Source organism: Herbiconiux sp., assembly GCF_023264855.1.
GTDB lineage: Bacteria > Actinomycetota > Actinomycetes > Actinomycetales > Microbacteriaceae > Herbiconiux.
This window is the reverse complement of record NZ_JAHFUW010000001.1, coordinates 123609-137678: the sequence shown is the minus strand read 5'-3', so window position 1 is coordinate 137678 and position 14070 is coordinate 123609. Positions and strand designations below refer to the sequence as shown.

Below are 14070 nucleotides of genomic sequence, written 5' to 3'. Positions count from 1 at the left end.
TCCCCCCAGAACACAGCACGACCACGAACCGCGTAACAGTGCGCTGGGTCATCGGTGACCCGGGCAGTCGTTCTGCACATTCTAGATGGCTGTAGGCCAGTTGTGGGCTCGGGGGCGAGGGTCGCGAAGCGCGCTGCTCCGGATCTTCCGATGTGTCAGGTGCCGTGTGGTCGGGGGAGTGGTGCCTTCGCAATCGCCCGACCTGGCTGCGACGAGGCTGTGAAGGTGGGTGCCGACTCGTCGGCAACGGGTTCGTTCTCGTGCTGGAGGGCTATCAGTGAGAGCCCGACGATCGTCCAGAGGAGGAAGCTCACCGCTCCTTCCTGGAGCGTGGGAAGCACCAGCTGACTCACCAGGCTGGCCGCCAGCGCGGCGGCCGCCAAGAAGCCGAGATCGGTCTTGGCGGCGACGGAGCGCCTGGCCAGGAACACCATCAGGATCACGAACAAGACCAGGACGACTATTCCCGACTCAAGCCCTATCAGCAACCAGAAGCTCTCCACGTGGTAGGAGGTATCGAGGTTTCTGGCGCGAGGCCCGACCAGGCCGAGACCGACGCCGAATGGGTTTTGGACGAGAGCCTGGATGCCCTCCTCCAGGCTCGACGAATGGCCGCCGAGCGACGGGTCACCGCCATCGCCGAGTCGGTTCGTGATGTACAACCCGGCTCCGGCAGCCACGCCCAGACCGGCGATGGCCAGGAACGTCACCGACAGCAGATTCGAACGCGAGTGGATCGCGCGAGCAGCCAGAACGCAGCCGACCACGATCCCGCCGAGGAGGGCGCTTCGTGAGCCGGAAAGCACGATGGCGACTATCGGGAGCACCGAGAGCAGGAGTCGGGTGGAGAGCTTCAGGCGAGGGAACAGCCAGACGACCGCGATGAGGATGCTCATCACCACCGCCATCTCGTTCGGAGCCACGTAGGGGCTGAAAGCGCGAGGCCAGAGGTTGCCGGAACTGAACAGTGAGGTGGGGAAATCGCTCTGATTGGCGACAGGCAGGCGCCCGATGTCGAACAACCAATCAAGGCCTCGGGTCCAGGTGAGTACGGACACTGCCGCGCTGATCTGTCCCATCACGATGACTGTGCCGAGAATACCCCGCACGGCCCGGAAATCGACTATCGCGGGGACAGCGATCAAAAGAAGGAGGGGCTCATAGTCATTTCGCCATCCGTAGCTTGCCTGAACGAGATCGTTCGTGAAGACCGCGGAGAACATGGCCACCAGAATTGTGGCGAAAACCAGGGTCACGACGGCGACGGGAACACGCCGGATCCTGCCGGTCACCATGGCGATCACCACCAGGCCGAGAAGGATGAAGTCCTTCGCGGCACCGTACAGCGCGGGGATCGGCGTTCCTTCGGTGACCTGCGACACAAGCCCGTTGAACGGCAAGAGGATTACAAGGGCGTAGACGCCGACGGTGGGGAATCGCAGCAGCAGGACCGTTGCGATCAGCACGATGATGCCGATCAGCGTGTTCTGGATGCCCAGCACAAGGACGACGGCCACGAACAGCACCGCTCCGGCCACTGTTGCGATGACCGTGGTCGCTCTCGCGGAATTCACTCGAGCTGCCCCCTTTACCTCACCCGTCCCGATGCACCATGCTAATCGCTAATGTCCTTCGGCGTCGAAGCGGCCCGATGCGGCCCTTCGAGATCGCTGGCGTGCCGCCTTCGGCCGGTAGGCTTGCCTTTCAAGACCACGGAGGAACACTTGGCGGTACGCAGGTCTGTCGCAATCATCGGCACCCGGGGATATCCCAGTTACTACGGGGGGTTCGAGACGGCGGTGCGCAAGCTCGCCCCGTATCTTGCGGAACAAGGGTGGGACGTCACGGTCTATGGCCGCAAGGGTTCCACCGTCGACGCTGAGGCGGATGCCCGGGTCACGACCCGTGTGACGTGGGGTGTCGAGAGTAAGTCGGTGAGTACCCTCACCTACGGCCTCAGTTCCACCCTCGACGCGGCGCGACGACGCCCCGATGCCGCCCTCGTGATGAATGTGGCGAACGGGTTCTGGCTGCCCGTCCTCAAGGCGCGCGGTATCCCATCGCTGGTGAACGTCGACGGCATCGAGTGGGATCGCGACAAGTGGGGCGGTTTGGCGAAACGTATCTTCGTGGCGGGAGCCTCTGCCACCGCCCGGTTCGGCGACCAGCTCGTCTACGACGCCGAAGAGATCGGCCGGCGCTGGCGGGCTGACTTCAAGGTCGACCGCGGCGTGTTCATTCCCTACGGGGGCGATGTGCCCGGCGAGCTGCCAGTGGAAGACGGCCTCGAACACCGCAAGTATGTACTCGTGGTGGCGCGTTTCGTGCCGGAGAACACGATCAACGAGTTCCTCGCGGCGGCCGAGCGCTTGGCCGAGGACACCAAGGTCGTGATGGTCGGTTCGGCCGGCTACGGGGGCGAGATCGACCAGGCCGTCGCGGCGCTGGCAAATCGCATGCCCAATCTGCAGTGGCTCGGTCACGTGCGTGACGATCGCCGGCTGAACGCGCTGTGGCAGCACGCGGGTGCCTACTTCCACGGTCACAGCGTGGGTGGCACGAATCCGGCACTCGTGCAGGCCATGGCCTGCGGGGCGCCGATCGTGGCACGCGACACCGTCTACAACCGCGAAGTGCTTGCGGACAACGGGGAGTTCGTCGCCGCGACCCCGGGGGCGATCGAGGCGGGAATCCGTGCCGTGCTGGCCTCGCCGCAGCGCCAAGAGGAGCTGAGCGTGGGTGCCTTCGAGCGCGGTCGAGAGCGCTACTCGTGGGCCGGCGTGAATGCCGGCTACGAGAAGGCCTTGATCGACCTCATTGATGGACATCGACAATGAAAGTATTGCTCGCCCACCCGGGGAGTGAACTCTACGGCAGCGACCGGATGGCGGTCGCAGCAGCCGCGGCACTCGTACAGGCGGGGCATGAGGTTCTCGTGGTGCTCCCCAGCGACGGTCCGCTCGGCCCGTTGTTCACGGATGCCGGGGCATCGCTCGAGGTCGTCGATCTCCCGGTGCTGCGCAAAGCCCTGCTGAAGCCCAAGGGGCTGATCGGGCTGATCGGCCGTATGCCGCGTACGATTTCCCGCTCGCGCCGACTCATGCGGGACGAGGCCGTGGACGTCGTCTACGCCAACACCATCACACAGCCGTGGTGGCTGCTCGCGGCCCGGATGTCGCGGCGTGCCAGTCTGGTGCATGTCCGGGAGGCCGAGACGGAGATCCCCGTCATCGCCCAACGCGTCCTGTTGGCGCCGCTGACCTTGGCCGACGTCGCGGTGTCGAACTCCGCATCGACGATGCAGCACGTGATCGACCGCGGCTTCCGCATGGCCGCCAAGTCACGCATCGTGTACAACGGCAAGGACTGGGCACCGTATTTCCGCTCGGCGTTCGACGGCGTCGGGCCCAGCCCGGAGATCCTGTTCATTGGGCGGCTGAATCCGCGCAAGGGTCCGGATGTGGCGATCCGGGCTCTCGCGCGACTGGTGCAGCGCGGCATCGACGCCCGGCTCACGGTGGTCGGCTCGGTCTTCTCCGGTTACGAGTGGTACCTCCACGAGCTCGAGGGGCTCGTCTCAGAGCTGAAGCTCGAGTCGCGAGTCGAGTTCGCAGGATTCCAGTCCGACGCCGCACCTTTTCTCCAGCGCGCCTCCATTCTGGTGGTTCCCTCTCGGATCGAGCCTTTCGGTACGGTGGCGGCGGAAGGAATGGCTGCAGAACGGCCGACCGTGGTATCCGACGTGCAGGGTCTCGTCGAGATCGTCGACGACCCCTCGATCGGGCGGTCGTTCCCCGTGGGCGACGACGAACAGCTCGCGGTGGTCCTAGAGCAGATCGTCGTGGACGACGACCTCGCCCGCTCGCTCGCCCGCCGAGGCAGGCTGAGCGTGCTCGACCGATTTTCACCCGAGTCCTACGCCCGGGGAATCGTCGCGGCCGTCGAGACGGCCGCGGACAACGGCAGGAAGAACCCGCGAAAGGCGGCCCGGTGATGACGCCCAGCTTCGAGACCTCGGTGGTGATCGTGACCTTCAACTCGGAGGACGACATCGCCGCCTGCCTGGACCAGCTGGCCGGTGGCGAGGGGCTCGAGATCGTCGTGGTCGACAACGCGTCCAGCGATTCCACCCCCGAGATGCTGCGGCGGTTCGAGCAGCGGGGTGCGATCGATGTTCTCGTGCTCTCCGAGTCGAACGACGGATTCGCGAAAGCTGTCAATGCGGGCATCCGCGCCTCCCACGGACGCGACGTCTTCCTGCTGAACCCGGATGCTCAGATCGATGGGGCCTCGGTGGTGCGCCTCCGCGAAGCGGCGAGGAACGATCCCCGGATCGGGATAATCGCGCCGCTGGTCGAGAGCGGCCCGACAGTGGCTGTGATGGCTGCCGGACGTCAGCCCACCCTGTGGCCGCTGTTCACGCATTTCTCTGGTCTCGCGCGGGCGTTCCCCCGCTGGCGCGCCCTGCGCGGACGACACCTGTACATGGGACACCATTCGTCCGTGGAGCAAGACGTCGAGTGGGTGTCGGGATGTGCGCTGTACGTCACCGAGCCGGCCCTGAGCACGGTGGGATTGCTGTCGGAACGCTGGTTCATGTACGGCGAGGACATCGAGTTCGCGCACCGCGTCTCGCTCGCCGGCTACCGGGTGGTGGTCACCCCCTCCGTCAAGGCGACGCATCTCATCGGTTCGTCGGTCAACAAGGCCGGGGGGAAGGTTTCCACGATGTGGGCGGTGAATACCTATGACTACTACGTGCGCGAGTTCCACGCCGGGCCTGTGCGCAGGTTCGTCTGGCGCGGAATCTTCAGCGGCGGCCTGCTCTCCAGGGCGCTGCTTTTCAGGTTGCGTGGAATGAAGGCGCGTAGCCTGCGTGAAGAGTACGACGCACGGGCTGAGCGGTTCGAGAACTTCGCCGGGGCCGTCTGGAAGAAGGGAACACCGCGTGACTGATGGCGAGTCGAAAGGCGACCGGATCTCGCGGCGCGCCATCCTCGTCTCGCTCCCGGTGAGCGCTCTGGCCGGCGGCTTCGCGGCCGGGGGGATCGCTTCGGCCTTGGCGTCCCATCGCCTCCCGGTGGCCGTCGGTGGTGCCACGCCCGCTCCGACGGCGACGCCGTCGCCGACAGCGACTCCGGCCCCTCCCTCTAAGCCCCGACCCAGCACCGGCGACGCGGCGCCGGGGATCGTCGGTGACGGCTCCACTGACAATGCTTCAGCCTTGAACGCCCTGCTGGCGAACGCTCAGCAGGGTGATGACATCGTTCTTCCGGCGGGCGAATACCTGATCGAGAGTGTCCTTCGGCTGCAGTCGGGCGTGAATCTCATCGGCGCCGGTGCCGGCGTCACCACAGTGCGCCTGGCTGACAATTCGCAGTCGCCATTCGTGCTGGCCTCGGGTATGACGCAGGTGCGTGTTTCAGGGATCACTTTCGATGGCGGAATCCAAGACCAGGACGCGGTTTCGCTCCAGTTCGATGGCTGCTCCGACGTGGTCGTGGAGAACTGCGCCTTCATCAGGATGAGCCATGCCGTTCACGTGTACACCACTGCGTTCGAGTCATCGGAGCGTATTGTCATCCGCGGTAATTACTTCTCTCAGATCTCCGATTACGCCGTTCGCGTCACGGAAGGAACCGAGACCGTTCTCATCGAGGACAATGTCGTGGCCGATGTCGCGAAGAAGAACGCCACTAGCCCGGCGGCGTTCTACATCCGCGGCGTCGACGTCACGGTCACGGGGAACACCGTGCTCGGGTCGGACGACACTGCGGTGCTCGTGGCCGGCACCACCACGCGGAACGTCGCAGTGGTGGGCAACCGTCTTCACACGACGCTTGTCTGCGTATTCTTCGGCAGTGGAGCGACTGAGGGCAGCATCGTGGGAAACACGCTGTTATCGGACCTCGACTTCGGTGTGCACTTGTTCGACCGGAACGGTGGTTCGAGCCGTACAGTGGTGGCCCAGAACCATCTGATCGCGACGGGCAAGAGTGGTGTCCAGGTCGAAGGCGTCAGCGATTTCGTGATCAGTTCGAATCTGATCTTCGACCCGGGCACGCGCTCGGGAATGAAGACGGAATGGTGTTGCGGAATCACGCTGACCCGGACCGATGGTGGCTCCGCGTCCCAGTTCTCCGTGATCGGGAACCTGATCGCGAGCGATTCTTCCGACTCGCAGATGGAACATGCAATTCTCGTCTCGGTGGAAGCGAAGCACGTGCAGATCGCATCTAATACGTGGCGTGGTGCGCGATCGGATTCTGTCATGCTCAAGAAGAAGCTGGACGCCCCGTTCTCGGTGGAGACCGAGGACGAAATCATCAGCTCGCGGACGCTTCGTACGGTATGAGACACACGCAGAGACAGCACGACCCGTGTTCGAGTTCAGGACAGGCTGAAGTACCGAGTGATCACTGAGCTGCGGCCATCGATCCCTGTCGTCTGGATGCGGAATGTGTATGCGCCTGCGGTGGCCCAGGTACCATCGGATTTCCGTCCGTCCCAGCTGATGCTGCGGGCGCCGGAGACGAAGGACTGGCTCGACGTCAGCGTTCGAATGAGTACTCCTGTATTCGAATAGACCTGCACGGTGAGCATCGTCCTGTCCCCGGTCACGAGAGCAAGGGAGACCGGCGTCTGGGCGGGCCCCGTGACGGGCGACACAGTCGGTGTGGCGATCACGAACTTCGGTGTCGGCGTGAGTGTCACGCTCGCAAGTCGATTTTGCACGGTGACTGCATTGACGGTGCCTCGGTCATAGATATAGGCGGTCGTGTTGGGCACGATCAGCTTCGTGTCGCGAGGGACGATGGCGTAGACGGCCTCTGTGACGTATCCGCGGCCGGTGAAGATTGCCCCCCGCAGTGGGGCCCCGTAGTGGGCCGTGAGGTCGTCGAGGATGAATTGCCCTGATGTGACCGACGCGGAGGACGACTTGTAGACGTGAATCTGAGTCACCTTGATCGGGTAGTCGATCTTTGCGTCGTTGTTGCCGCCCGAGTGCGTGTAGCTCGGGTTCGTACCATCGAAGTAGAACACCATCCGGGTCCACTTGGCCGTGCCGACATTGCCGATCTTCGCTTCGAATGCCTCGCCCGTCGCATCGGTGAATTTCAGCATGACGGATGCGTTGCTGTTGTCACCGTAAGCCCAGAGTGAGAGCGCAGTCGGGGAGCCGGAGACGGGACTGCCGAGCGTGATGAGCCCTCCGGTAGCGCTGGGTGTCGAGTAGTTGTATTTCACCGCCAAGGCGCCCGCGCCCCCGATCCGGCCCGATGACACCGAGACGGTGGTCGAACCGCCTGTGCCCAGTGAGCTCGCCTTGAGTCCGCTCGTGGTAGCGAAGTCGTTGACCAAGGTGGAGGTTCCATCAGGACTGGGGTTCGCGCTCCCTGCGTAGACGGAGCCGATTGTGGCCGCCGCGAACCTCGACAGCGCCGTATAGGCGGGCTTCACTCGGCCGTCACGTTCGATCAGGCCGTAATTGTCGATGGTGCTGGTTGAGGTGCCGCTTTCCCGAAGATTGAACCACATGACCCCCTTCACGCCGTGGCTGGCCGCGTCGATCATGAAGCGCGACAGGTATTGGGCCTGCTGGTCCTCCGTCACTTTGGCCGTGCAGCTTCCACACGTGCTCCACCCGACCTCGGTGATCCAGAGGGATCGGCCGGGGAGTTTGCGAGCGATGTACGTCTCAGCGGTGTTCATCCAGGTATCGATGATGCCCGACTCGGGCGCGCCCACCACGAAGATGTGGATCGCGACACCGTCGAACGAGTTGCCTGCCCCGCTGGCGATGAGGGTGTTCATGTACGACTCCGAGAATCCGCCGGCAAGCCCACCCAGGAGGACCGTCGCCTGAGGGGCGATGGCCTTGATCGTGGAGTAACTCGCCTTGAGCATCTCGGCGTATTGCGACGCGTCAGGCGTCGGCATCCAGTAGGTGGCGAGGTTGGGCTCGTTCCAGACCTCCCAGACCGAGACGCTGTCTTTGTACCGAGCGACGGTCTGTGCCACGTAGTCGTTCCAGTCGGCCATGTTGGCCGGAGGATAGTAGCGAGCCTGCGCACTCGGTGTTCCAGCCGGCGCGCTGGACGCCCAATCCGCCGTATAGACGAGCCTGCCGACGATCTCGATGTTGCGAGCTTTCGCTACTGCGACTGCCTGGTCGAACTTCGCCCATTCGAAGTAGCCGTTCCGGGGCTCGATCCGATTCCACTCGAACTCCTCTCGGGCGTAGTGCACGGAGGCGTTCTCGATGAGTTTCGCGTCGGCGTCTGCCGACGCGATCGAGTCGTACGTCGTCAGCGCACTGTTCACCCCGGTCGTTGCGGAATTCGCGGTGGCACTCGTCCGCGCGGTCACACCTCCCAGATAAGGGATGCCTAGTGTTCTGGCCGCGGTGAGCTGGCCGTCCGGAGCCGTGTCGTAGGACAGTCGTGCCGAAATGTTTCCCTGCAAGCTGACGCCGGCTGAAGTCTTGCCGTCCCACGTGAAGGTGCTCGCGCCGGCCGCCGTCACCGTCTTGGTGATGCTGCGGGTGGTGCCCGCGGGATCGCTGAGCGTGACCGTGTAATCACCTGGAGTCGCCGCCTGCACCGATATCACGGTGGACTGACCGGCGGCCGCGCTGAAGTACTGGGGGTTGGCCGTCACTCCGGTCCAGCCGTCACCGACCGCGCGGAGGTTGTCCACAATCACGGACCCCGTCGCGGGTTGCGTTCCGTTTCGCACCACCACAAGTCTGTACAGGGAAAGCGGCCCGTCGAGCACTCCGTCGGCGTTCCCCTTCGAGTTGGCCGCCGGTGCGGCCGTGAGGTCGATCGTCGCAGTAGTCCAGGTCTTGGTGTTCAAGGTGCCGACGCGGTAGTAGAAGACTTCGCCGGTGGCATCCTGAACTCGCAGGTAGAAGGTGTTGAACGTGCCATCGCCCTTGTAATCGACTTTGAGTGCGCTGTACGCCTGCTGATTCCATGGTCCCGGCGTCATCGTTCGGCCGACTTCCGCCGAACCCGCCGTCAAGTCGTATGCCAGGTCGAGCGCGCTCGCGCCCTGAGTGGTGTCGGCGGACGTGCGCGGCGTAGCCTTTCCCAGGGCGAGGACCCACGAGTCGGCCCCATCGTCGAACCCCTCGACAAGAGTGGAGGATGCAACACGCTCCGCTACCGTCGTCAGCAGTGGATTACCGATGCTGGTGGGCGGTGTCGACACGGTGCCGTCCGCGATCGTGTCGTAAGCGAGAGTGGCAGCGATATCACCCTGAAGGGGCTGCCCGCTATCGGCCATTCCGTCCCAGTCGAGTGTCTGGGCTGCGCCGTCAGATGAGCCGGTGAGTGTGCGCGTCACGCCCGCCGGGTCCTTGAGTGTGACTTGGAAGTCGCCCGAGCTCTGCGCAGGCACGGTGATTTTCGCCGGCTGACCTTCATCCACCGAGAAGTACGCGGTATCTGCGGTGGGAGCCCCCCAGCCGTCGCCGACGGTGCGCATATTGTCGACCAGCAGGGTGCCAGTGGCCGGCTGGGTACCGTTTCGAACCACGACGAGCCGATACAACGCGATCGGGGCATCGAGAACCCCGTTCGCGTTTCCCCCGGAGCTGGCCGCCGCGGCCGCACGCAAGTCAACGGCCGCCGTGGACCATGTCTTGGAGTTCAGCGTTCCAACTCGGTAGTACAGGATCTCGCCCGTCGCGTCGCGCAGGCGCAGATAGAGGGTGTTGAATGTGCCGTCACCCTTGTAGTCGAGCTTGAGAGCGCTGTATGCAGTCGGGGCGAACCCGGCAGGTGTCGTCTTCCAGCCGGCCTCCACCGATCCAGCGGTCAGGTCGTAGTCCAGCTTGAGCGAGGTCGATCCCTCAGTGACGTCCGTCGAGGCCGTCGGAGTGACCGTTCCTTTGGCGGCGACCCATGCAGATCCCGCTGACTCGAACCCCTCGGCCAAGGCGATGGCCTCCGTGCCTGTGGCCACGTCGGCAGCAGCCGCCGTCGTGAGTAAGGGCGTGCCGATGGAAGTCGGCGTCGTGAGCACTCCGTTAGGCGTGGAATCGAAGGCAAGCACCGCCGAGACATCCCCGACGAAGAGGGAACCATCGCCTGCTGCACCGTCCCACGTGACCGCTTGCGCACCGGCGGATCCAGCGGTTCCGAGAATTTCTCGGGAGTGCCCGCCGGCATCTGAGAGGCGTAAGGAGTAATCGCCGGGGGTTCCCGCGACGAACCCGATCGTTGCTACCTGTCCGGTGGCGGCGGAGAAATAGGAAGGGTCGGCCGTCGCGGCCGTCCAGCCGCTGTCGACCGTGCGCACGTTGTCGACCAGAGCCGTGCCGGTGGCCGGCTGGCTGCCATTGCGCACGATAACGAAGCGGTAGAGCGCAATCGGGGCGTCGAGAATCCCGTTTGCATTGCCTCCTGAGGTCGCAGCGGCTGCAGCACTCAAGTTGACGGTGGCGGTCGTCCAGCTCGTGGAATTGAGGTTGGCCACCCGGTAGTACAGCACCTCACCTGTCGCGTCTTTGAACCGGACGTAGAGGGTGTTGTACGTCCCGTCTCCCTTGACGTCGAGTTTCAGCGCCGAATACCCCTTCGAGGCCAGGGTGGGGAGAGTGCCGGTGCGCCCGGCCTCGACCGATCCCGCTGCGAGGTCGTACGCAAGGCTCAATGAGCCTGTGCCCTGTGAAGCGTCGGGGGAGCCGGTCGGAGTGATCGATCCCTTCGCGGATACCCAGGTGCCCGCGCCGTCATCGAAACCGTCGATGAGGCTCTCTCCGGCGGCTGCCATCGCCGACGGCGCCTGAAACACCGGGACTACGATTCCTGCTAATAGCGCGAGAGCTGCAGTAATAGCAATAGTCGATTTTTTGGCACGCCAAACGATCATGTTCTCCCCAAAAGAACGCGCCGAAACACCCAAGCCGTTGAAGCACCCAGAGCAATGAGACCACACCCAAATGGTCTCCGGCTCGACCATTACACCACGGCCCACAAGATTCCGGGAGTCTGCTCAGTACACTGGAAGCGCTGGATGCGTCCGGCTGCCCCGGTGTCGTGGTGTTTCCCGATCGTACGATCCCGTTCTGAGGAGCCTGGTGAGCAGACCGAGCGTGTCCGTCGTCATACCGACGATCGGTCGTGATCATGTATTCCGTGCCGTGGAGTCTGTGTTGGCGCAGACGGAGCCGGTTTTGGAGATCTTGGTCGTGGCCGACACCATCGACGAGTTCGCTCTTCCCGACGACCGAAGAATCCGTGTCCTGCGGACCGGGCCCTTCGCGGGCGGCAATACTGCCAGGCAGGCCGGGATCGATGCCGCGGTCGGTGACGTGATCGGGCTTCTCGATGACGACGACGAGTGGCTCCCGGACAAGATTCGGGCACAGCTGGATCTCGTCGGTGAAAATGCACCTGACGTATGGATCGCAACTTCTCGGGTACTGATGCGCCGGTCCGCAACCGAGGTGCTCGTTCAGCCGGCCCGGCCGGTCGGCGCAGATGAGAACCTCCTGCATTACATGTTCCACAAGGCATCGCCGAGAGCCGGGCACGGCTTCATCCAGGCCTCCACACTGCTGTTTCCTCGCTCGCTCGCGGCTGAGGTCCAATTCGACCGCAGCCTGAAATTCCATCAGGACATCAGCTGGCTGGTCGACGTCGTGGCCGCACACCCCGAGGTGCGGGTGCTGCAGGTGTGGGATGCTCTGGTGACCTATCACTCGACCGAAGGCTCGGTATCGAAGAAGATCGACCCAGCAGGGTCCATCGCGTGGGCTCGGCGAAGACTTGGCAGCGACCGTCGGACGCTCGGCGACTTCATACTGACCCAGTCGCTCGGCTTCGCCCGGCGCAACGGATCGGTGGGATCGATGGTCAGAGTGATCGCCACCGCACTGCGCTATGGTCGGCCGAGCCCGAGCGCTCTGGTCTACGCCGTGGCCGCAACGGCCAAGGCCGGATTGCGCGGCTCACGTGGTCGAAGCTCCTCGACACCCGCTGCTTCGCCGCCACACGCCACGCGTGTGGTGATGTCGCCGGGCTCATCGATGGACGACGACAACCCCTTCGTCTCTCTGCTGGTGGAGAGTCTTCCCTCGGACATCATCGTCGAGGAATTCCGGTGGAAGACGGCTTTGCTCGGTTCCTACGATGTGCTGCACATCCACTGGCCCGAGCACATCCTCAAGGGAGGCTCACGGCTTCGCGGGGTTGCCAAGGAACTCGCATTTCTGGCCCTTATCGCGAGGAATCGATTGATGGCTCGCCATGTGAGGACCGTCCACAATCTGCGGCCGCACGAAGCGGGAACCCGCCTGAACCGGTTCGTGCTGAGCGCGTGGGAGCGGTCCTGCGCAGTGAGCGTCTACCTCTCTGACGCCGGCCGTGAGGCAGCAGCCGAGGATGATCGCGAGAGGCGAGCCGTCACGATCGTCCACGGCGACTACCGCCCCTTCCTGGAGCGCTTGGCCGTGGACCATGTGGAGACTGTGCCTGGTCGACTTCTCGCCTTCGGGTACCTTCGCCCTTACAAGGGATTCGAACAGTTGATCACGGCACTGAAGCAGTCGGCGCCGAGCAGTGGGTTGACGCTGAAGATCGCCGGGAGTCCGCTGCCCCGGTCGTATGCCACCGAGTTGCAGCTGCTCAGCGAAGACGACGAGCGGATCGAGGTCGCCGCCGGGCGTCTCGGCGACAGGGAGCTCCTCAAGGAGATCCAGGCGTCGATGGCGGTGGTGCTGCCGTATCGGCAGGTGTACAACTCGGGAGCAGCCCTTCTGGCACTCACCGCGAACCGTCCGATCATCGTCACGGCGTCTCCGACGATGCAGGAGCTGGCGCTCGAGGTGGGAGAGAGCTGGGTGCGTCTCGTGGACGACTGGTCGGCCGAGTCTCTGGAGCGCGCAGTGGCAGATCTCCCCGAACCCACCAGCGCTCCGGATCTCACCCGCCGATCGTGGGAGACGCTCGGTCGTCGCTACGCAGATGTCTATCGAGCGGCATCATCGCGTCGCCGCAAATAGCGGGTCCCGACACCGTCCGCTGCATTCAGGCGCTGGTCACCAAGGGGCGCACGATGTCGCGGCTCCTGTGAAGTCGCTCATCCGTGGGCGGCGTTCACCTGGCCGAGGTCGCGGGGGCGGCCCATAGGTCGGCGGGAAAGCTGTCGAGCAGGGGTCCGGGCAGCCAGCGAGGAGCCTCTTGGCCGCCCATCCGCAAAGCCTCTTCGACCGTGTGTGCGGGCTCGGCACCTTCACGCCCAGTCCCTTGGTAATAGTCGTCGAACTTGAATATCGGCTCCGTCTTCGAAATCACGAGTCGTGCCGGGATGCCCAGGCTCTCGGCCACGATCATCGCGTGCAGTGAAGATCCGACGACGAACTTGCTCGACGCGATCCGGCCGATCACCGACCACAACGGGTCTCGAGGATTCACGAGCGCGGGAGATCGCTTCGCTGCGGGGAAGTCATGAAAGTTCGGGAGCACGATATGGTCGTGATCCTCGTATCCGACCGCAAGTTCCTCACGCGTCCAGAGGTGACCTACCAGGAGGCCGGGGTCGCCGTAGACCTCAGGTGCTGGAATTCCGAGACCCTGGAGGTAGGACCGGGTGAGCGGGCCGCGAACTGCTCGCACGTCGAGCGATCGGAACGGCGGGTCGCCGTGGAGCTTCTTTCCGTTGACGCCGGTTCCCCAGACCGTGTCGCCGTCCTCGGCGAAATGCAGAATGGATCCGACCGAGAGCAGTCGGCGTCTGTCAGGAGCCGACTCCGAGGAGATTCCGCGCACATGCAGGATGCGTTCCACGATGGCCGGGCCGAGAAGGTCGCCGAAGTTATCGACCGGCTTGCGTGGCAGGAATCGTCCGAATCGACCAGGAATGATCGGCCTAGACGGGTTCCAATGCACGAGCTCCACCTTGGCCATGGCTGCTCCTCGTTCGCGATCGTGGCTGTTTCGGACGATCCCAGACTAAGGGAGCTTGGGTGCCTCCTTTCCCGGGCTCAACCGCGACTCTGATAGAAATGGAGTCGTCAGCACGACGACGTGATCGCACACTTAGACACCTTGGGGCGAA

At 64.1% G+C, this 14070-nt stretch carries 8 protein-coding genes; 5 read left to right on the top strand and 3 right to left on the bottom strand.

Features of this window, described 5'->3' with window-relative positions; genetic code table 11:
- Nucleotides 1-155: 155 nt before the first annotated feature.
- Complete coding sequence (locus Q0D75_RS00595; protein ID WP_291048120.1) at nt 156-1574, bottom strand: O-antigen ligase family protein; 1419 nt, start codon at nt 1572-1574, stop codon at nt 156-158.
- 123 nt (nt 1575-1697) lie between these two features.
- Between Q0D75_RS00595 and Q0D75_RS00590 the strand changes: the two genes are divergently transcribed.
- From Q0D75_RS00590 to Q0D75_RS00575, 4 genes are read left to right on the top strand one after another with little or no spacing between them, the layout of a single operon-like run.
- Nucleotides 1698-2837: a glycosyltransferase gene (locus Q0D75_RS00590; protein WP_366513388.1), complete on the top strand. Its 1140-nt coding sequence runs from the start codon at nt 1698-1700 to the stop codon at nt 2835-2837.
- Entirely contained in the window at nt 2834-3994 is a 1161-nt protein-coding gene (locus Q0D75_RS00585) for a glycosyltransferase family 4 protein (RefSeq protein ID WP_291048117.1), read from the top strand. Before Q0D75_RS00590 ends, Q0D75_RS00585 begins: the two co-directional genes overlap by 4 nt.
- Entirely contained in the window at nt 3994-4956 is a 963-nt protein-coding gene (locus Q0D75_RS00580; RefSeq protein WP_291048314.1) for a glycosyltransferase family 2 protein, read from the top strand. The genes Q0D75_RS00585 and Q0D75_RS00580 overlap by 1 nt, the downstream gene beginning before the upstream one ends.
- Nucleotides 4949-6355 (top strand): glycosyl hydrolase family 28-related protein, encoded by a 1407-nt coding sequence (locus Q0D75_RS00575; RefSeq protein ID WP_291048114.1) that lies wholly within the window; start codon nt 4949-4951, stop codon nt 6353-6355. Before Q0D75_RS00580 ends, Q0D75_RS00575 begins: the two co-directional genes overlap by 8 nt.
- Before the next feature lie 35 nt (nt 6356-6390).
- On the opposite strand, the gene Q0D75_RS00570 is transcribed toward Q0D75_RS00575, so the two are convergent.
- Nucleotides 6391-10881: a FlgD immunoglobulin-like domain containing protein gene (locus tag Q0D75_RS00570; RefSeq protein ID WP_291048111.1), complete on the bottom strand. Its 4491-nt coding sequence runs from the start codon at nt 10879-10881 to the stop codon at nt 6391-6393.
- A gap of 223 nt (nt 10882-11104) precedes the next feature.
- Between Q0D75_RS00570 and Q0D75_RS00565 the strand changes: the two genes are divergently transcribed.
- A complete protein-coding gene (locus tag Q0D75_RS00565) occupies nt 11105-13015 on the top strand; it encodes a glycosyltransferase (RefSeq protein ID WP_291048109.1) in 1911 nt (636 codons plus the stop codon).
- Between the two features lie 94 nt (nt 13016-13109).
- Here Q0D75_RS00565 and Q0D75_RS00560 read toward each other — a convergent pair whose 3' ends face one another.
- Complete coding sequence (locus Q0D75_RS00560; protein WP_291048107.1) at nt 13110-13919, bottom strand: polysaccharide pyruvyl transferase family protein; 810 nt, start codon at nt 13917-13919, stop codon at nt 13110-13112.
- Between the last annotated feature and the right edge of the window lie 151 nt (nt 13920-14070).

What these genes read in the sequence shown, in the direction of transcription:
- Q0D75_RS00585 (WP_291048117.1), top strand. Translation starts at nt 2,834, where the DNA reads ATGAAAGTATTGCTCGCCCACCCGGGGAGTGAACTCTACGGCAGCGAC.
- Q0D75_RS00580 (WP_291048314.1), top strand. Translation starts at nt 3,994, where the DNA reads ATGACGCCCAGCTTCGAGACCTCGGTGGTGATCGTGACCTTCAACTCG.
- Q0D75_RS00570 (WP_291048111.1), bottom strand. Translation starts at nt 10,881, where the DNA reads ATGATCGTTTGGCGTGCCAAAAAATCGACTATTGCTATTACTGCAGCT.
- Q0D75_RS00560 (WP_291048107.1), bottom strand. Translation starts at nt 13,919, where the DNA reads ATGGCCAAGGTGGAGCTCGTGCATTGGAACCCGTCTAGGCCGATCATT.